Origin of the sequence: Metabacillus herbersteinensis (assembly GCF_042433335.1) — a bacterium.
Taxonomy (GTDB): Bacteria; Bacillota; Bacilli; order Bacillales; family Bacillaceae; genus Metabacillus; species Metabacillus herbersteinensis.
Genome location: NZ_JBHLVO010000024.1, coordinates 48,534 through 68,826 on the forward strand (window position 1 = coordinate 48,534; position 20,293 = coordinate 68,826).

Annotated in this window: 14 protein-coding genes; 12 read left to right on the forward strand and 2 right to left on the reverse strand. The window is 34.6% G+C overall.

All coding sequences use genetic code 11. The features are described 5' to 3' along the window. Positions 1–20 precede the first annotated feature (20 nt). Positions 21–329, reverse strand: a complete 309-nt coding sequence (locus tag ACFFIX_RS20580; RefSeq protein ID WP_378937397.1) for a hypothetical protein — start codon at positions 327–329, stop codon at positions 21–23. Between the two features lie 956 nt (positions 330–1,285). On the opposite strand from ACFFIX_RS20580, the gene ACFFIX_RS20585 reads away from it, so the two are divergent. From ACFFIX_RS20585 to ACFFIX_RS20615, 7 genes are all read left to right on the forward strand, one after another. Then, a complete protein-coding gene (locus ACFFIX_RS20585; protein ID WP_378937399.1) occupies positions 1,286–2,578 on the forward strand; it encodes a replication-relaxation family protein in 1,293 nt (430 codons plus the stop codon). Beyond that, entirely contained in the window at positions 2,565–5,324 is a 2,760-nt protein-coding gene (locus tag ACFFIX_RS20590; protein ID WP_378937401.1) for a type IV secretory system conjugative DNA transfer family protein, read from the forward strand. Before ACFFIX_RS20585 ends, ACFFIX_RS20590 begins: the two co-directional genes overlap by 14 nt. Positions 5,325–5,516: 192 nt before the next feature. Beyond that, complete coding sequence (locus tag ACFFIX_RS20595) at positions 5,517–7,427, forward strand: site-specific DNA-methyltransferase (protein ID WP_378937403.1); 1,911 nt, start codon at positions 5,517–5,519, stop codon at positions 7,425–7,427. Between the two features lies 1 nt (position 7,428). Continuing rightward, entirely contained in the window at positions 7,429–10,338 is a 2,910-nt protein-coding gene (locus tag ACFFIX_RS20600; protein ID WP_378937405.1) for a type III restriction-modification system endonuclease, read from the forward strand. Between the two features lie 667 nt (positions 10,339–11,005). Then, positions 11,006–11,908 carry a S1 RNA-binding domain-containing protein gene (locus ACFFIX_RS20605; RefSeq protein WP_378937407.1) on the forward strand — a complete coding sequence of 301 codons (903 nt, stop codon included), beginning with the start codon at positions 11,006–11,008 and terminating at the stop codon, positions 11,906–11,908. Next, the gene (locus ACFFIX_RS20610) at positions 11,908–12,864 is read left to right on the forward strand and encodes a hypothetical protein (protein ID WP_378937409.1); all 957 of its coding nucleotides are present in this window, start codon (positions 11,908–11,910) and stop codon (positions 12,862–12,864) included. The genes ACFFIX_RS20605 and ACFFIX_RS20610 overlap by 1 nt, the downstream gene beginning before the upstream one ends. A gap of 15 nt (positions 12,865–12,879) precedes the next feature. Next, positions 12,880–13,449 carry an HD-GYP domain-containing protein gene (locus tag ACFFIX_RS20615; protein WP_378937411.1) on the forward strand — a complete coding sequence of 190 codons (570 nt, stop codon included), beginning with the start codon at positions 12,880–12,882 and terminating at the stop codon, positions 13,447–13,449. Positions 13,450–13,482: 33 nt separating this feature from the next. Here the strand turns inward: ACFFIX_RS20615 and ACFFIX_RS20620 are convergent, their stop codons facing one another. Next, on the reverse strand, positions 13,483–13,638 hold the full coding sequence (locus ACFFIX_RS20620) for a hypothetical protein (RefSeq protein WP_378937413.1): 156 nt from the start codon (positions 13,636–13,638) through the stop codon (positions 13,483–13,485). Between the two features lie 552 nt (positions 13,639–14,190). Here ACFFIX_RS20620 and ACFFIX_RS20625 point away from each other — a divergent pair. The 5 genes from ACFFIX_RS20625 to ACFFIX_RS20645 are packed head-to-tail and all read left to right on the forward strand — an operon-like array spanning position 14,191 to position 20,284. Continuing rightward, positions 14,191–15,741: a hypothetical protein gene (locus tag ACFFIX_RS20625; protein WP_378937415.1), complete on the forward strand. Its 1,551-nt coding sequence runs from the start codon at positions 14,191–14,193 to the stop codon at positions 15,739–15,741. 10 nt (positions 15,742–15,751) lie between these two features. Continuing rightward, positions 15,752–16,510: a hypothetical protein gene (locus ACFFIX_RS20630; RefSeq protein WP_378937417.1), complete on the forward strand. Its 759-nt coding sequence runs from the start codon at positions 15,752–15,754 to the stop codon at positions 16,508–16,510. 18 nt (positions 16,511–16,528) lie between these two features. Then, positions 16,529–17,737, forward strand: a complete 1,209-nt coding sequence (locus tag ACFFIX_RS20635) for a CpaE/TadZ family protein (RefSeq protein WP_378937419.1) — start codon at positions 16,529–16,531, stop codon at positions 17,735–17,737. Next, positions 17,734–19,308, forward strand: a complete 1,575-nt coding sequence (locus tag ACFFIX_RS20640; RefSeq protein WP_378937421.1) for an ATPase, T2SS/T4P/T4SS family — start codon at positions 17,734–17,736, stop codon at positions 19,306–19,308. Before ACFFIX_RS20635 ends, ACFFIX_RS20640 begins: the two co-directional genes overlap by 4 nt. Continuing rightward, positions 19,301–20,284: a hypothetical protein gene (locus tag ACFFIX_RS20645; protein ID WP_378937423.1), complete on the forward strand. Its 984-nt coding sequence runs from the start codon at positions 19,301–19,303 to the stop codon at positions 20,282–20,284. The genes ACFFIX_RS20640 and ACFFIX_RS20645 overlap by 8 nt, the downstream gene beginning before the upstream one ends. Positions 20,285–20,293 lie beyond the last annotated feature (9 nt).

Here is a 20,293-nt window from a genome sequence, read left to right on the forward strand (position 1 = left end):
TATCTATCATCCTTTCCAATTTACCTTAATTTTTTTTGCTTCATATATGCAGTTAACTCATCTGCAAGTTCAGAACGGGAATACATTCTAGCTCTACCCAATTCTTTGACATTGACTAATCCAGCACCCTCTAATCGAGCAGCGTAAATATTTAAGGTGTGTTTAGAAGCGATTAAATTTTCGTTAGTTTTCATCTTCTCTTTATAATAAGTATTAACTCTTTCCATAATTTCTTCCTTTAACAAAGGGCCATCCTTTAAAGCTATTAATATATGTATTCCGTTATTAAGACGTTCACTTAGGATATCTAAAAGATCTTCTTTGTTCAAATTAAGGCCTCCTTCTAAAACGCTATAATAACGGTTATTGACTGCAATTATTACTGTTATTATGACGGTTATAATGTCGTATATATGTAGAATACATTAGTAAATGTATCCAGTCAATACGAAAAACATATATTTTATCAACGTTATAAACCGCTTGTTTCAAGGGTTTTTTAATAACGGTTATAATAACCGACATAAAAACGGTTATTATTAAAGTGATTATAGCGGCTCATTATATTTTCTCTTAAATGATATTAAGAACTTCTGATATAAATATATAGTTATAGAATCTGTACAAAAAAATTACTGTGTGTTATTAAAACTGAATTGATAATAATGTATTTGTCTTAAATCCTCCTCTCACATTCTTAGTCTCATTGAATCCAATTACTTAAATAGCATAGGGTCGTAGAGTCTGGTGGTCATCTAGTCTCTTCAAAACAGATGATAAACACTCTTTATAGCAGAGGACTTGATTTAATCATCGTTTGAGACCCTGAAGTATTACAGCTATAAATCATCTTTAAATCCCAAACATAGCAAGTTAAACATAACACTCCAAACTTAACATCTAATGCGTTAAGATTGACACGTTAAGATTGCCTTGTGGTTATGTTTCAACTGCGACATGGGTTTAGTCTGCTATTAGAAGCTTGACTTTACTCCATTTTGAAATTAGTATCATAACCAGAATTACTTCTAAAAATGTTTATTTCCCAAATTCACTTCTGTACACTAAAATAAAATGCCATTTCGTTTAAATCAACTCTTTTTTATCCCTAGAAGTATGTGTAGAGACTTAATTTTAAGATGTACATCGAAGGATTATCTGCTATAATCAAGTTCTAAAAAGTGCAAGCAAGAAATCATATATATAGGGATGCCCCCTTAATGAATCAACCTTGAAAAAAGGTTTGATTCTTTATGGGGGCATTTTTTAGTTGAGGAGGATTTATGTGGTAAAAAAACGTCATACTTTTGGTCCGAATAGACAGGGGGTGTTTTTGTCTGAAGAAGATATGTATCTACTTACAACAATTGCCGAACAAAGACTGCTAACAACTGAACAGATTCATCAATATCACTCTACTGTTTCTAAAATGAAAATTGATGCATTAAGAGTAAAGTTGATCAGATGGAAAAGGTATAACATTGTACATTCACACGAATATTCGTTAGGGCAAAAAGGTTGTAGATTCAATTATTATAGAATTGGCTTTAATGGTATCAAGGTTTTGATTGAAGAAGGTAAAATTCCTAAGTCGTGGAAAGATATTGAAATCAGTAAATTCTCATCGACAAAGAATATAGAGCACTTCTTAGCTACACAAGAAGTAGTCGTAAAGGGTATTACTAGTATAAAAAACATAAGCTCAGATATTAAATCTCAAAATCCATATTATTACCCTTATGTAGATACCGCTTCTAAAAGCAGATTGATTGTTCCTGATTGGATTCTTAAAAATGGAAATCTCCACTTGAACATAGAGATGGATACAGGAACAGAATCTATTCAAGAATTACAAATGAAGGTGAAAAGTTATATAGAATATTGTGAACTAAATCCCGACCAAGAGCACATTGTATTAATAGTTATTTTAGACGACACTTTTTTAACGAGAAACAAGTATGGTGATGACCGTTCCAGAAGAGTAGGAAATCTAAAAAAACTTTTAATTAATACGCCTGGTCTACAATTAGCAAATTTATCAGTTTATGTACTTCCTTTAAAGAGAATATCTGATACAATAGGTAACCTTCTTCATGGATTAAAGCCCGATAGTGTAAGAAATAAGATAGAATATGCATTGTCTGTTGGAAAAGTACTAGGGGAGTTAAACAATAATTTTGAATACAATATTGAAATTGTTCAAGATAATCTTGTTTTTCCTCCTGATATTAAAAAAGAGATTAAACCAGATGGCGTTATTAAATTAAGTAATACCTCAGGTACTTTTAATGAGTTTGTATTTCTCCATCTTATGGACGAAGGTAATGTCAAGGATATTCATGTACTCAATAATCTATCTAACGCAATCGCAGAAGATATCTATAAGATCAAAATTAATAGAATTATTGCTTTCTACAAAAAGACCGAGGAGAGGATAAATGATGTAATAGGTACTGAATATGAGAATGTGTTGTTAGGTGACTTTAACGAATGGACAAATAGTTTAAATAGTGAACCTGTGTTTTATAAGTTTATTTCCCCTTATAGAATGGAGGATTGTACATATGAGGGACAGTAATGAATTGATGCGTAAAATTCCTTATTTATCTGCATATCTTTTACTTTTGGTTTCTCTTTTTCTAGCAATAAGAGCTATCACTAACTTTTTTCTATTGATGGTTGGTCAGTTTACTAATGAGATTCCTGTTTTCGTACTTTTTGGTAGCCCGCTATATCCAACGATATGGGGTTTAGCAGCGACAACGACACTATTAATAATTACTTGGCTGATCTCAACGAAAGTCAAAAGGTTTCAAACGTTTCTTTGGAGAAAGATTATATTTTATAGCATGTTACTTGGAATCACGTTTTATTACACATGGTTAATCACAGCTCCTGTATATAACGTCATTGTTCCATATCTTCAGATCCGGATAGCAAATTTAGAGATCGTTAACGTATGGCATGGTGTTCTAGTCGGTAATACCGAAAATCTTATGGTATTACTAATGTTTATTCCGCCTATAGTCGTGACATTGATTGTAATATGGCTTTTCGGTCAATATTCTCAGCATAATGAAACGCTTAAGGTAGCCTTTGAGGAGTTTGAGTTTAAGTCTCGAATCTTACAAAAATTCTTTAAAATCGGAGATGAAGAACATTGGCCCGATGTTACATTAGGTCCAGATTCTGAAACTCAGGAATTAATGATTCAACCAGGTAAAGATCGAACGCTTAACAACGTAATCATAGGAAGTATTGGTACTGGTAAGACAGCTGCATTGGTATTACCTATTTTGAACCAAGACCTTCACTGGATGACGAAGTTTATAAATGATTTTCCTGAAATCTATCACAGGGACGATTACAATTCTGAAGAAGTAAAGGGTATGTATTTAAACGGGATATCTGTAATCGAGCCTTCAAATGACTTATGCCAAAAGCTTTTTCAATTAGTTCAAGCACATAAAATACCTGAAAAGTCTGTTTTTTATATTGATCCCACCAACCCTAACACCCCTAATATTAATCCTATGCAAGGGCCTGTGGATCAAGTAGCTGAAGCGTTTGCTATGGTAATTGAAGGACTTGCTGAAGGTGGAGATTCTGGTAATTTTTTCTTTCAGCAGTCAGAACGAAATCATCTAAAACACTATATTTACCTGTTGAAATTACACGAGCCAGATCAAGAAGTAACGTTTGATATGCTCTTAAAAATGTACGAAAGTCCCATATTAGTTAGAGTCATGCATAAAAAATTAAAAGCAACTATCCCTAAAGATATTGAACAAATAGAGAATAGAGATGAACGAAACCACTGGGAGATTGTAAAGCAAATTGATAAGTGGTTTGACATGAACCATCTTCCACTTAAAGCTAAAGGGGGATCAGTAGAAAGAGTGACAGAAGGTGAGTATAGAGGGGAGGATGCTTACTATGATGCCAAAGCGGAATATGTTCAAGGTCTTAGAAACATTCTAAATGACATTGGAGCCAATAAACTGATCAGAAGAGTTCTCTTTGGGAAATCAAACTTTGATTTTGACAAACATCTTGAGTTCGGTGGAGTATTACTCGTCAATACCGCTAAGGGCGAATTGGCCGCACTGTCCAACCTTCTAGGGAAACTCGTACTACTTAGTTTGCAAAATGCTGTTTTTAGACGCACCCCTAATACTAGTAATTTTCATCATATATTAGTAGATGAATTCCCGGATTTTATTTATCGGCCATTTAAAGAGTTTCCCGCTCAATCTCGTAAATATAAAACGATTGTTACGGTTGTAGCTCAAACAGTAGCTCAATTAGCAGATAAATATGGTGAAACTTATATGCATACTTTACTAGGAACGTTAAGGCATAAAATGGTTTACGGTGATATACCTGATTTTGACGCACAATTATTTTCAAAGATTTTTGGTGAAAAAGAACGTTTTGAAGAGACACAAAGTGAACAGACTGTCTCTCCTTTACAAGAATCACCTACAACACGAGGAGGGAACTCCTACGCAAAAACTAAGGAGGCTATCTTGTCTCCAAGTGATATTATTTTCCAAAAACCGTTCCAAGCTGCTGTAAAGATCGTCGCAAACAACAAACCGATTCCAGTTAGACAAATAGATGCGAACTTTGTTCCAAAAGAGGAGTTTAAGGAAGCCCTTTATGAAGTAGAAGGAGCTTATGGAGAGTATTGGTTAGAGGAAAGAGATCGTTTTCTTTCAGGAGAGGTTGTTGAGTTAGTTAAAGAGCCGTTGGAAGTTGATGACGATGAAGAAGTAAACGGAGTCGAGTCTGATAGTAAGAGTGTACAGGAAGTTGATGAAGAAGAGGCGATATTCGAATATGATATCGAACGACCTGTAAGGATAATAGATGAAGGTCCGAAACTAAATAGATTGAGAAGTATGAATGGTAAAAACGAACTTTCAAAGGATGAATCACTTGTTGGTAAAGTCGATGCCCCTAATTTACTTATAGCTGATGAAGTAAAGGAGGGTATTGAATTTGGTGTGAGTGATCAGACAGTGAATGAAGGTGATTCACATGTTAGTGACTCACATGTTGATTCAAAAAAGGAATTAGTGGATTCAAAGAATCCTAGTTTTAAAAACGCACCTACAATTAATGAGGATGATGCATTAAGTGATTTATTTCCTTCTGCTACCTTAAAGGTGTCACCTAAAAAAAAAATAAGCAAACTTTCAATTGATCAAGAGGAATTACTTAAGGAAGTAGAGAAAGAAGTAGCAACTATTACCCCACCTACTAAAAAGAAGGTAACGTCCGATGATATAGATATGCTAATTGGAAGCATTAATGATTAACAAGTGCGTTTGTAGTGAGTATTAGTAGCTTTGAGATAAAGTTGAATCCGTTTTGCCCCTTTGGATATGGTTATCTAAAGGGGTCTTTTTATAGTGAAAAGGAAAATTTACACTTGTACAACTATTGTTGTATTTTGTTATTCTGTTATCCTATTAATATAGAATTTTTTTTATGATAGGGAGATATCGTAAATGCGTGAACAATTAGAAAGAAATGAAAATCTAGATATATCAAATGAAAAATTAAAGGTATTTCAAAAACATTTTCCTAATTGCATTACAAAGGATGGCGCTCTAGATTTCAAAAAGCTAGAAGCGGAATTAGCTGAAGAAGTAGATATCGTGAAAGAAGGATATTCTTTGAATTGGCTTGGCAAATCATATGCAAAGGTTATTGCTAATTTGGAAACTGAAACAGTTGTTTCACCTGATTTAGACCATAATTTATTGGAAGTAAATAAAGACTCACAAAATGTATATATCAAAGGGGACAACCTCGATGTATTAAAGCATTTAGTTAATGCTTACGCTGGAAAAATCAAAACGATATATATTGACCCACCTTACAACACAGGTAGTGACGATTTTGTCTACCAAGACAACTTCATATTCACTCCTGAAAAGCTGGCTGAATTAGCGAACGTTGAAATTGAAGAAGCACAACGAATCTTAGATTTTACTGAAAGAAAATCCAGTTCGCATAGTGCTTGGTTAACATTTATGTATCCTAGACTATTTATTGCCCGAGAATTGTTGTCTGATGATGGAGCTATATTTATTTCAATAGATGATAATGAATTAACTAATTTAAAATTATTATGTGATGAAATTTTTGGAGAAGAAAACTCCAAGGGAAATATCGTAAGAGCTACTGGACAGACAACGGGACAAGATAGCGGAGGATTAGGCAGCTCATTTGATTTTGTACTTGTTTACACTAAAACACTAGATGTTGATTTAAGTGGGATACCTTTAACAGAGCATGATTTAAAAAGATTTGCTAATGAAGACGAACGTGGTAATTATGCATATGACCAAATGAGAAAAACAGGAAGTAACGATCGCAGGGGAGACCGTCCTAACATGTATTATCCTGTGATTGATCCAGATGGGAATGAGGTTTATCCTATTGCCCCTGCAGGATATGAAAGTTGTTGGAGATTTGAGAAAAAATCTTACGAGAGATTGCTAAAGGAAGATTATATTCTTTGGAAGAAGACCAAGCGTGATGATAAAGAAATTTGGTGGCCATATGTAAAATATTATCTAGAAGGAAGAACCAAACGTCCATCACCTTTATGGGACGATCTTGATGGAAATAAAAAGGCGACAAGAGATTTACGAGCTCTGTTTGATGGGAAAAAGATTTTTGATCATTCAAAACCAATTGAATTTATTAGACGCATCCTGCAAATTTCTGAAAGCCAGAATTCAATTGTTTTAGATTTTTTCTCAGGTTCTTCTACAACTGCACATGCTGTTATGCAGCAAAATGCTGAAGATAATGAAGGTAGGAAGTACATTTTAGCTCAAATATCAGAGCCGACCACCGAAAACTCTGAAGCTTATCAATCTGGATACAAATATATTACTGAAATCGGAATTGACCGTATCAAACGTGCTGCTAAGAAAATAAAAGAAGAAACGAATGCTGACATTGATTATGGGTTTAAAATTTTTGAGACCAAACCAATAACTGAACAAGTCTCAGAAAATGATTTGAACAAGATGCTTACCTTTAAGGGTTCTATTGTTAGTGACGATACCTTTTTGAATGAATTTGGTAAAGATACCGTTCTTACGACATGGATGCTTGAAGACGGTCATCCATTAAACATCAATTTAGAAGAAATTGACTTAGGAAACTATACAGCTTACAAAGTCGATAACACAATTTACCTGCTAGATGGTAACTTTACAATTGACGAACATTTAAAGACACTTATTGAAAAAATCGAAAAAGAAGAGCAGTTCATCATCAACAAGCTAGTTCTTTTTGGTTACAGTTTTGCTACACAGACGATTGCTTCATTAAATGACAACATGAAGCATTTACGCAATGGGCGTAAATCTGCTGATATACATGTGGAGGTAAGGTATTAAAATGGGATTCAATTTTGAACGTAATCTCCCCCACCAAGATAAAGCTGTAAAAGCAGTCATTAATATTTTTAAAGATGTTCCATTACGCGAGCGTCATGAGATGATGGCCAATCATCACTTTGAGTTACATGATGACAACCTATTGGACAATATACAGGCCATTCAAAAAGAAAACGGAATTAAGGACATTACGCCTGTTCTAAATGAGCACTTTAATTTAGATATTAAAATGGAGACAGGTACTGGAAAAACCTATACTTATACAAAAACCATTTTCGAGTTGAATCGCGAATATGATCTTAATAAGTTCATTATTGTAGTTCCAACGTTACCAATTAAAGCTGGTACAGAGCAATTTCTCAAATCAGATAGTACACGTCTTCATTTTAAAGAAGAGTATGGAAAAGTCATGGAATTACATGTCTTGAGTAGTCAAAAGAAATCAAAAAACAAGCGTGAATATTTTCCGTTAGAAATCTCGAACTTTGTTCGTGCCACTTACTTTGACAACAAAATTCATATTCTACTCATTAATACAGGCATGTTAAACTCCGTTACCATGAACAAAATCTTTGATGATAGTTCTTGGTTCGGGAGTGCTGAATCACCTTTTGAATTATTAGCTCATACAAAACCGTTTGTTATTATTGATGAGCCTCATAAATACAAGCGATCAGGGAAATCATATGTAAATTTATTGAAGCTCGACCCTCAATCCATGATTCGCTACGGGGCAACATTCCCTGAAAAATCAAGGAGAAATAAAGATTATGAAAATCTTGTTTATGATTTAGATGCGGTTAAAGCATTTAACAATGATCTAGTTAAAGGAGTTGCGATTCATATTCCTGAGTTTGAAGGAAGAAAGAACGCAAAATTAACATTAGTCGGTTTAGATGGAAAAAGCGCATCATTCAAGTATGTTGATGAAAGCAGAGAACGAACATTTCGTTTAGAAAAAGGAGATAGTTTGTCTTCTATTTCATCCGACTTACGAGATATTTCCATTGAAAGGCTAAACAAAAGTGTTGTTGAACTATCTAACGGAATTGTCCTTGAAAAAAATCAAGCTATTCATCCGTCTTCTTTTTCTGATACCTACCAAGAAGTACTCATGAAAAAAGCTATTAATGAGCATTTTGCGAAAGAGAAAGAGTATTTTGCTTTACCAGTAAAAATCAAGCCATTAACGCTCTTTTTCATTGACGAGGTTAAGGCTTATCGTGAGGTAGATGGACGAACACCATATCTAAAAAATACATTTGAGCTTTTACTTAAACAAAAAATGGAAGAATTACTTCAAGAAGGTATTAGTGAAGAGTATGCAAGCTATCTTCAAGAAAGTTTAGCAAATCTCCAAGATACGCATGGTGGGTATTTTTCAAAAGACAACACTGATAAAGACGACAAAATACAAGATGAAATTGATGAGATTTTACGCGACAAAGAAAAGCTTTTAGTTTATCGTTATGAAGACAATTGGAATGTTAGGCGTTTCATTTTTTCAAAGTGGACCCTAAAAGAAGGATGGGACAATCCTAATGTATTTACTATCTGTAAGTTACGTTCTTCTGGTAGCGAAATATCTAAACTTCAAGAAGTAGGTCGGGGTTTACGTCTACCTGTTAATGAAGCTTTGTTCCGTGTGAAAAGTTCTCAGTTTGAGTTGAATTATATTGTTGACTTTACAGAGCGTAAATTTGCTGATGAATTGTTGAATGAAATCAATGAAAGTGCTCCATCTATTCAAATAAAGCAAATTACAGATATTCTTTTACAAGAGCTCTCAAAGGTGTATAACAAAACTGAGGATGAAATCTTTGGTGATTTATTTAGTCAGCGATTCATCGACCGTCATGGTAACATTGTAGAAGAAAAACGTGAAGAGCTTTATATACAATACCCAGAGTTAAACAAATCGGTTAAAAAAGAAAAGGTACGAAAAGCTGGAACCACAAAACAATACGTTACTGTGCGCCAAAGTAATTACAAAGAATTTTTCCAACTTTGGGAAACTATTAACCAGAGAGTATTTATCGATTACAAGCTAGGTTCAGAAGATGAAATTAAACAGTTGCTTGTTGAAGTATTACAAAGTGGACAAGTTGCTGAAATGGATGCCCTCAAATTTGTTGAACGAAAAGTCGAAAAAGGTGAAGATGGTACACATCTAACAATGGGGGATTCAAATAATAGTACTTATGAAGTCCATAAATATATTGATACCATTCCATACAACAATTTTTTGCGTATAGTATCTAAAGCCACTTCTATTCCGTTCCAAACTATTCATCAAGCTTTAGTAGAATATAATGAGAACGATCCGATTGAAATGAGTGCTTTCTTTACACGAAAGACAGCGTTCAATTTGATTAAAAAGTATCAAGAGAAAATTGCATCCATTATGCTACAAACGATTGAGTACAAAAAAATTGATATGTCTGTTCATCCGACTGCTCTAACGAATATTGACGGCACTCTAAAAAAAGTGGCAGCTCATACCATTGGGACCAAGTATTTAGATGTGACCCCACAAGAAAAGTACTTGTATAATGAATTTTTCTATGATTCAAATGAAAATAGTTCAATTAATGAAGAAATTAGTGAAGTTATTGTTTTCGGTAAAATACCAAAAAACAGTATTCGTATTCCTGTAATCAATGGACAAACTTATTCACCTGATTTTTCCTATGTCGTAAAACAAAAAGACGGGCGTACCCGTTTGAATATCGTAATTGAGTCTAAAAATAAAGAAGAGCGTTTCCTATCAAAAGATGAAACTGATAAGATTACATTGGCTAACAAGTTTTTTGAAGCAATTAATGATACTGATATAAAAGTCGTATTTGAAAAACAAATGCGTGGCAAACACGTTAGTCAAATTATCTCGGAAATCTTGAATAATAAATGAATCACATGTTCAATGTGAAGCTATCAGTGGTGTAAACCTCGAATATCCGCATAATTGAAGTCCTTTTATAAAGGGCTTTTTTTATACTCTACTGGAATTTGTGCATTGGATAGGAAAGATAAAGGAATGACCCAAAAACGTAAAAAAACATAGGAATCCAAATACGTTATGAAGGTGCGCGGAAACCGAAATGAAAGTGAAAACACAACTTTATTTACTCGAGTTCTTAATAACATGCTACAACTAATAGTATTGAAAATAGAGCTTTTGAAAAGGATGGTTTTGTTCAGTTGATTAAGAGTGATGGTGTATTTTTCAACCCAGTATTCCAAAAGAAATTTGAATGAAACTTATTCTTATAGAGTAATTGATAGATAGCCAAGGTGTTTATTTGAAGGTGTGAGTGCTCCATTGTATGTAAAATTAATTCCGCTTTCCGAAGGTTGTTGCCTTACGTCGAATTTTGTTATACAATGTAACCGAGATCAAGTAATAATAGACACTAGTTAAAATTTCCATGACAACTTAATGATAAATGGGACACCCCAAAATTACATGTAGCAATCTTTTTGATTTGCTGCACGTTATTTTGGGGTGTTTTTTATTGTCTATTATTCACAGCATTAGCAAAAATAATAAGTAATAAATAAACTAGGAGGTTACTATAATGACAGAAGTTTTAAATCAGTCTTGGACTAATGATGTGGAACTAGAAACATTAGCAAGAGCTAGACGTAATCGTGAGATTGTAAAAGGTGTGGTGCGCTCTCTTGGGATTAAAACAAGAAAAGTATTAGAAAACGGTAAATACGTACCCAAAGAAATGGAGATCGCAACTTTCTTATTAGAGGGCGGCATTAAAGCATACTGCCCAGCTCACGAATTCTCTTCTCATGAATTCAAATCACTCACAGGTTTCGTTGGTACCATTCAAGAGTTTATCATTGAAGATATCGATCTAGAAGAAAAAGTAGCTATCGTCAGCGTAAAAAAGGCAGATGAAATTAAAAAAGAATTCCTTTGGAATGATTTAGAGTACCTGGAACGTAAAGGTGAATTAGACAATAAAATATACAAAGGAACAGTTGCAGGTTTCAATCCAGAAACTGAGCGTATCTTCATTCGCGTAAATGGTGTTGATTGCTTTATGTTGAAATACGATTGGGATCATGGGCGAGTACGTGACATTTCTTCAAGCATTGAAAGAGGTACTGAAATTGAGGTAAAGGTTTTACGGATTGATAAAGAGCGCGAACTTGTACAAGTAAGTAGAAAGGCTACTATAGCAGATCCTTTTAAGTCATTAGAGCAATTAATGAAAGATGATGAAGCAATAGCAGGTAAAGTAACAACAGTTCATTCCATACACGGAGTATTTGTCCAATTAGACGTAGGTTTAGAAGTAAAAGGGATGAAACCTCGAAATATAGAAGAACCAATAGTAGGGGATATTGTAACGTGTAAGATTAAAGAAATTGATAAGAAGAAACGCCATTGCAAGGTCGTGATTATAGGGTATCCTCGTGGTAAGAAGAAACGAAAAGACCTTGGTGGGTTCTTGTTTGAATAATGAGTACAAATATACTGCAAGATGAAATAATAGAATACCCTTACTACCTTGATAAGAAAGGGGATGTTCCTTTTTGGGATCACCCTCTTTTAAATGGTTATAAATTTTTACCCAAGGATTATCGACCCTACACGACAATTGAAGCCGTTTTATCTTTATACATGAGAAAACGAATTGATGATACTGACGTAATGATACTTAAAGTTTTAGGTGACGCTATATGCTGCAACGAAGATCAGCTAAGAAGATACTTATCTAGTCGAATATCCCGCTCAGATGTATCAAAACGCTTAGATAAGTTTAGACGTGTAGGTTTAGTAGATCGCTGGAAGGTTCGGATTCGCACAGATGAAGAAGAACAATATAAGCCTCCAGCACCCTTCACATTAGGCATAGCAGGATATAAACTACTTAAACATTACTACAATCAAGACTTTTTTATGGACCCAAATCGCTGGGATGGGTTAGGAATTGGTGCCATTCAACGTTATGTGGCTATGAATGAACTACGCTGTAAATTTATTGAAGCTAAGTCCGTAAGTAATTGGAAGTGGAACGCTCTTATAGGAAGTAACAAACTTGTTCCCAAGCCCATGGGTGTTGCTGAAATTGAAACACCTCGTGGTAATCTTAATTTTTTAATAGAGCGGGCACAAATGAGTCAAAACTTTGTAGGATTTTTAAAGGATAAACTGTACAGGTGGAAAAAACTCTTCGAAAAAGAGAGAATGCTTAAAGTTAATGAATTTCCTGATAATACATCTGTAGTAGTAATCTATACTTCAACTCTATCGGTTGCACAAGAAATTCATAAGCAGCTTTTGCTTGATACTTATCCGTATAAGGTTTGGGTGTGTGTTGAAGAAGATTTAGTAGAGGATGGATTGGGAACTGCATTTTACCAACCTCAACAAGAAGCTTTGACACGAATTCATTTAGAATTCTTTGATAAGTAGAAGAGGGGGCAGCGAATGAACCATTTAGAGGAAGAGACTATTATTTTCATACCTTTAGAACAGTTATGGAAACATGATATGTATACATTTCAGCATTCCTTACGAGTTGCAGATCTCCTATATCAGTTTGGAAAATTTCTTAATTTGTCTCAACCTATCCTAATTGAGCTTTATCAACTAGGTGCTTTACATGATGTGGGTAAAGTTCTTGTTCCTAAAGAGGTGTTAAACAAGAAAGGAGGTTTAACGGAGGATGAAAGAGCTTTTTTATTCAAACACACTATATATGGTGTGGAACTATTAAAAGAATACAATTTCTCAGAAGAATTCTTGCAGGGAGTTTTGTATCATCACGAAAATTATGACTCTACAGGTTATCCTGACCGTATTAAGAGTGATATGATTCCTTTCTATGCCAAGATGCTGAGAATTGTAGATAGTTTTGACGCAATGACAAATGAAAGAACATATCAAAAAGCCTACCCTGTTGATTGGGCATTAAAGGAACTTAAAGATTTAAAATTGAAAAATTATGATCCACAACTAGTAGACCAATTTGTAAAACTATTCGAAGAAAAGCGCTAGCCACGTCTATACGTGGTTTTTTTAATTTTATTGTTATTCGGTAATTTTTCTATAACGCTTTTCTACACTTAAAGGTGTGCGGTTCATCTCATCTGCTATTTCTCTATACTTCAAACCCGCTTTTCGCAGATTCACTAATTTAACTTCTTCTAATCGTGTCCAATGCTTATAGGATCGCTTTTTATTCATATAACCTTTCCCTTCATATCTAGATAATTTATAATTTTAGCTGTGTTATATAATATATTTTGAAGTAGGATTCACTCTGAGTATCTATGTTTTCCAATGGTACTGCTCTGTATAAATTTAACCGAAAGTAGAAGAAACACAAATGCAACTATAACATATTTGGTTACGTGTTGTTCTTAAACGTTGCGCATTCATTTGTATAGAGGGCTATAGAGATAAATGAGAAGGTGTTAACTATAAGAATAATGGTGCTATTGATACTCTCAGACCTTAGCTATTTAATCATCTACCACTCTTTTCTTTTTACCTCGTAACCTTGTTGACTATTAATGGTGAGAATGATAAAATCGCTTTAGATAGAACATCCTTTCTTAAAGTTTCTTTAAGAAGTCCTTTCTGAAGTTCCCAGCTACACCCATTGCTGGGACACCTAATTCTATATGGAATAAGCGGGAAATCCCCGAAAAGATCGTGATAAATACTATTTTTTATAGTGTTTAATCATCATGATTTTTTCGGGGATTTTTTTGTTCAAAAACGGAGTGATTTGCAATGAAGAAAGTTTTACTGGGAATCGGAAACAAAGATTTCAGTCAAATTTTGCGTAACAACCTATTAAAACAAGAGAAAGATTTTATTGTTCCAGAGCAAGAAGTTATGCACCATCGCTACCTCAGTGAAATCGTAGACTTAGAGAAGCCTGACATCTTAGTTGTTCACGACTACTACTTGCCTAGTGACAATGTGGGTAAAGAAGAGAGAGAACGGGAATGGCTTTCGTTTTTCTCTAAAATACGAGTAGATTATGATGATGCGATAAGAATTGTTTTCATGTGTGAAAGGCAAAAAGGTGATCCCTTTTTGAGTCAGTTAGTTGGAATCAATGTATTGGATATTTTTAATAATAATTCAATAGATATGATTGAGCTTATCGATCAGTTAAATGACAAACCTCGTTTTTCTCGTGTTTCTAAATTTATGCAAAGTTCTCAACCTAGACAAGTACAATCACAGTTACCTACAGAGGACGATGATGACAGTATAGAAAAGGAGGAAGATCAGGATTCACAGGTTGAATCTGATGCTGACTCACCAAACCTTAAAAGGGATAAGCAAAAAAAGACAGTTGTTAGAAACGTAATTAAACGTAATGTGGTAAAGAACGTAATCGAAAAGAAAGTTGAAAAGACCGTTAAGGTTGTTAATAAGCAAGTCGTAAAGAGAGATTATAGCATTCAAATTCTTAATCAGGTGGAAAAGATTGTCGGCGTACCCATACAGGCTAAAACCGTATTAATCGGTAGTCCATTCTCCCGTTCTGGAAGTACGTTTGTATCCCATCTTTTGGCTAGGGAACTAGCACGTTTGGGTGTAAGTGTTACATATATAGAGAGTCCTTATTCTTCCGCTTACTCCTATGATCGTTTTATTGGACATGAACGCATTCCAGATTATAGAAGTAAATTTTATCAGTTTACAAAAGAAATTGATCCTAAGAAACCTAGTATATTCGATTGGACATTAGAAGATATCAACATGGTTGTTAAACACCCCTCAAATGAGCCAATCTATGGGATGAAAGAAATCCCATTTGATGTATATGTAAAGATATTGTTGTCCTCTCAATCTACTGTCACGATACTGGATGTCGGAACAGATTGGCATCAAGAAATTTACCGGGATATCTATGATATTGCAACCAATGCTTATTTCATCTTAGAGCCAGACATTGCAAATATTCAGTATCTTGAAGATCCAGATAATGTGTTAACAAAATTCTTTAGAGAAGTGCTGAATGATAGCAAAAGTCACTTAATTGGAAATCGGTTTGATCGTTCTATTCTAGAAAATGAGTTTTTTCAAAACCTTTACAGAGATGACTTAAAAACGATTGTTCCTTGCTTCAACCCGAAACATGTTTTTGATTGTCACTATGCTGGAACATTTATCAATGATATAAGCCAGTATCAGAATCAAGTTACCCAAGCATTGCAACCAATTATCGAAGACTTGCTGCCAAATGACTTTATTAAAAAACAACGTAAAGGCACTCAATTTTTTAGAAATATGTTAAATAAAAAAATTAAGATAGAAAGTAAATAGGAGGCAAGTCATGAAGCCAAGAACAAAGATTACATTAGGTATTTTAACAGCTCTAACTGTCATGTTATTCATTCCAATATACGACCTTTTTATAAAAGATAAAATCGACTCAATTGAGGTTGTTGTCGTGAAGCCCGGAAAGACAATCGAGAAAAATGAAGAAATAACTGAAGCAAAATTAGCAGTTGAAAGAAGGCAAAAACAATCCCTTATCGGTGATGTTATTTATGCCAAGGAGATAAGTGAAATCTTAGGACGCGAAGCTTCACAAGTGATGGTAAGTAATTCTATGGTTTCTAAAAAGATGATTGATTATGACCTTATAGTTCCAAACGAATCAGAGGGTGAAGCGATTCGGCCGATCGTAAGCGACATGATCTTTGCAAAACCTGGGTCATTAAGAAGAAAAGATACAATTGATATTTACTTGATTAGCAAAGACCTCATTGGGAATTATACAGACACGCAAGCTACGGATAGCCCTTCTTCCGCTGCGCCCAATGAGGTGTCAAGTAAACAAAAACCAAAAGTTTCTCCTTCTATGTTAAAAGAACCACTATTAAAGAATGTAAAAGTTGTATATGCAAAAGATAGTAGCAACCGTGAGGTTACCAATGATAGTGAAGAAGATGCTAAGAATAAGAACGAAAGATTGAACGCGACAGGCAATATATCAGACTTGGAAATTATTCTAAATGAAGAAGATTTCCAAAGATTAATGAATGAAGTTATTCAAAACGAGAACAAAATGTACATTACCTACAATTAAAGAAAGGAGTTTAGTCAGATGATAATTGGAATCGTTAGTTATGAAAGCAAATATAAAGAAATTTTTCAAAAAGAAGAGCAAATTGAGACGGCGCTAGTTTTTGACCAAGTAAACAAAATGCTTCAAGCAACAGTTAATTTAGATGTCATACTCCTAGATGGAAAAGTTGTTCCTTACACTGAATTAGAATCCATTCGAGATCAGTTTCCTATGCTACCTATTTTCTATAAACTATACGACGTTAAAAGTGATGTCATCACTAAGAATATCGAGCGCTTTTGTTCAGCGTATAAGGTTACTCCAATTAATGAATACTACACCACTGATCAAGTTGCTAGTGAGGTTTTAAGAATCATCTTTGACAAAGCGGAATATGCGAGTAAGAAGGTGGCCAGTTTCTTTGGCACGCATAGTGGAGCGGGCGTTTCAACGACTGTTTTGAATCTAGCAAGAGCAATCTCAGACCGAGTCCAAGGCAAAGTATTAGTTCTTAGTTTAAACGCTTGGGACCCGTCGGACTATTTCTTAGAATACAACGGTAGTTATTTAAATGATTTAAAAGTTGACCTTAAAACTCAAAGCCTAACACCAGCAAAATTAAGTGAATCGTTGTATCAATACAAAAACTTCTACCATTTAGCAGGTAATCGAGATATTAAGTTACAGCGATATTACCGTAATGAAGAAATTGCTCATTTGATCGAGGTTGCTTCAGAGATGTTTGACCTTATCTTAATTGATGGGGGGACTCATTTTGATACAGCGTGTGCAGCGCAAGCATTTGTTTCAAGTAATCTAAAGTTTGTTATAACAAGCCAAGAGGATAAAGGCTATAGAGGTTACTTTCCTCATGTATTTCAACAGTTAATTGAACCCTCAGGTGCTAGTAGAAATGACTTTATGCTTGTAATTAATAAATATCAGACGAATATGTCCCTAATTAACGAGAAGGATTTAGAAGCAGAGCTTGAAATGCAAAGAATAGCCACTCTTCCTGATCTTGAAGTATTAGGTCCAATTGCTATTCGTCAAAAGAAGTTGCTATATGACTTGGTTGAAGGTGGCGAGTACATTAAGTCGATTGACGCTTTATCAAACTTAATAATTGCTAATGCGAAACTTAGAGAAAAACCTTTATCTGCCGCTTCACTGGAAAATAATCGCGGATTTTTAAGTGGGATTTTCAGTAAAAAGAAACAAAAAGAAGATGGTGAAAAGGAATGGTGAAAGAAGTCACTATAGATCGTGCAATTGATGACATTGAACGTATCACCGAACAAATGGGATTAGATGATAAACCTTATGATCCCTCTATGTGGTTAAACGATACGATAGAAAAGAATGGTCTTGAGTCTTCTACCGTTACCACTTTCGCAAGAAAAAAATCCTTTCGTCATATTTGCAAGATTGTAAAGGCAGAATTAGACAAAGTTCATAATAGTCCAGATCAAGATAGTGTTAAAAAGAACTCTGATGCTAAAGAGTCTTGGGAAGACAGAGAGCACGATAAAGAAACTCATTTTGTTGAACTAGTGCATAAGGCCGTAATTGGTGATGAAAAATCAATGAGTTATTTCATCTCTAAAATAAAAGAGATCCTAATGAAACAGAATATCACCTCTACAGACTTTCCGAAGTTCTATGAGAGTCTAGCCGAAGCTATATTCCATGACGTTTGGGGAGTCAGTATCCTGCATAAGTGGGAAAAGTACCCCGAGTCAGAGGCTGCAGTAATTAGAGGAAGGGAACTATGGATCGACATTAATGGTAGTTTTGTTAGACAAGAAGAGCGATTTGAAAGTATTGATGTAGTAGAACGTGTTAAACGTGCATTTACCAATCGAACAAAAGATGCGGTTATCAATGATCAAACACCTGAATTAGAAATTGAAAGAGAAGATGGTAGTCGTATCACGATGATGCAGAAACCAAGAGCACGTGAGAATTACATTATGTTTAGGCGCTTTATTGTTAAAGACATTAGTCTCTATGAACAAGCAAGACTAGGAACTATTAAAGAAAGAGATATTGAGATATTCACAGCTTTGTCCAGGACGATGGCTAATATTATTTTTGCTGGACGTGTGCGTTCTGCTAAATCTACTTTTATGAAATCTATGTTACGAGAACGTGATCCTAAATTTGTTATGGCCGTTATGGAAAAACACTTTGAATTAGCTCTGTCTGCTCACTTGCCTAATCAGTTAATTTTTGAGATTCAAGCAAAAGAGGGGGATTTGCACAAAGCAGTTCCAAGACTTTTACGGATGGAACATGATTTTATCGTTGTTGGAGAGATTCGTTCAATGGAGCTTGAGGGATATTTGCAAGCATGTGAGCGTGGTGAGCGTGGTGCATATTCCACTTATCATTTAACAGATGTTAAGAACGTAGCCCCCCAACTTACCCGTCATATACTAGATGAATTCTCTAATAGAAAATTCGAAAATGAATTAGAACGTGTTTCTCGAAATGTAGACATCATTGTCACCATGAGTGCTGATAGAGACAGACGAAAAAAGAGAGTAATTGGCGTTACGGAAGTTATCTGGGACTCAGACAAACGGACATATTATACTCAGGATCTTATCAAGTATAGTAACGTGACGAAAAAATACTATTACTCTGCTAATATCACTAAAACACTTCTGCATTTAATGGCAGAAGAAAACCTCGAAGAGACGAAGAAACTTATTAAGTTATTACGTGCAAGAGAACAGGAATCTCCGATGTCAGACTATGAACGTATTGCAGACAACTTACTGGAACAAATCTTAGGAGAAGAACTAGATGGATAGATTATTTCATTGGTTTTGGGGAGATGGGATCTTTTATATTCTCTATGGTGTGATTGTAATTGCTGGGCTAATTGCATCCAAGTCAATTATGGAAACACCACTTAAAGAAAAGGTGAATCAGTGGCAATACCGTAATCGATTAAGAAAGGTTAGAGCAGATCGGACACCTTCAACGACCTTTCAATATCGTCAACCTTTGGTGAAACACATTTACTTATTGATTAAGACAACGAGCAAAGAGAAATCAGAACAAGAGGTTCTCTCATTTCTTGTCATTACTTCCTTACTGTTTCTGTTTATGACAACTCTCGTATTTATCCAATTTAAAGATATCTTCTTTGCTGCAATATTGGGTGCACTCGTTGGAATGATACCGTACATGGTTTTGCAATTGAGATTAAGGAAATTACGCTTTTTGATGGGTACTGAGTTTCTATCAATTGTTCAATCGCTGACACAGAATTACAATGCAAATTCTTATGATATGTACCACGCACTAATAGAAACTCAGAAGAAAATTGAAAGCAAACAACTAAGGACTGTTTTTTTGAAATTAATTTCCGATCTGCAGGTATCTAAAAACGAAGATGAATTACGATTAAGTGTCACTGTTTTTGTTTACACAGCCGGAAGTTCATGGGCAAAACGTTTAGGGAACATTATCGTTAAATCCTATTTGTATCACGAAAATGTACTAAACACGCTACTGGTTTTGACTCGTCAAATTGAAGAGACAGAGGAAATGTTAGAGCAAGAAAAGTCTCATACATTAGATTCTGTATTTAATGGGTATCTAACGGTGCCAGTATTCATTCTCTCTGTTATATTAGGCTATTTTATTGCAGGACCACAGGATTGGTTCAAGCTACAATTTCAAAATCCATGGGCACTGTCAGTCATTACGATGGCTAGTATCGGAGTAGTATTTTCTGTATTTATCTCCATGATGCTAAAACGTCCAAAGAATGATATCTAGGGGGGATAT

What these genes read in the sequence shown, in the direction of transcription:
- ACFFIX_RS20590 (WP_378937401.1), top strand. Translation starts at nt 2,565, where the DNA reads ATGAGGGACAGTAATGAATTGATGCGTAAAATTCCTTATTTATCTGCA.
- ACFFIX_RS20595 (WP_378937403.1), top strand. Translation starts at nt 5,517, where the DNA reads ATGCGTGAACAATTAGAAAGAAATGAAAATCTAGATATATCAAATGAA.
- ACFFIX_RS20600 (WP_378937405.1), top strand. Translation starts at nt 7,429, where the DNA reads ATGGGATTCAATTTTGAACGTAATCTCCCCCACCAAGATAAAGCTGTA.
- ACFFIX_RS20605 (WP_378937407.1), top strand. Translation starts at nt 11,006, where the DNA reads ATGACAGAAGTTTTAAATCAGTCTTGGACTAATGATGTGGAACTAGAA.
- ACFFIX_RS20610 (WP_378937409.1), top strand. Translation starts at nt 11,908, where the DNA reads ATGAGTACAAATATACTGCAAGATGAAATAATAGAATACCCTTACTAC.
- ACFFIX_RS20615 (WP_378937411.1), top strand. Translation starts at nt 12,880, where the DNA reads ATGAACCATTTAGAGGAAGAGACTATTATTTTCATACCTTTAGAACAG.
- ACFFIX_RS20620 (WP_378937413.1), bottom strand. Translation starts at nt 13,638, where the DNA reads ATGAATAAAAAGCGATCCTATAAGCATTGGACACGATTAGAAGAAGTT.
- ACFFIX_RS20625 (WP_378937415.1), top strand. Translation starts at nt 14,191, where the DNA reads ATGAAGAAAGTTTTACTGGGAATCGGAAACAAAGATTTCAGTCAAATT.
- ACFFIX_RS20630 (WP_378937417.1), top strand. Translation starts at nt 15,752, where the DNA reads ATGAAGCCAAGAACAAAGATTACATTAGGTATTTTAACAGCTCTAACT.
- ACFFIX_RS20635 (WP_378937419.1), top strand. Translation starts at nt 16,529, where the DNA reads ATGATAATTGGAATCGTTAGTTATGAAAGCAAATATAAAGAAATTTTT.
- ACFFIX_RS20645 (WP_378937423.1), top strand. Translation starts at nt 19,301, where the DNA reads ATGGATAGATTATTTCATTGGTTTTGGGGAGATGGGATCTTTTATATT.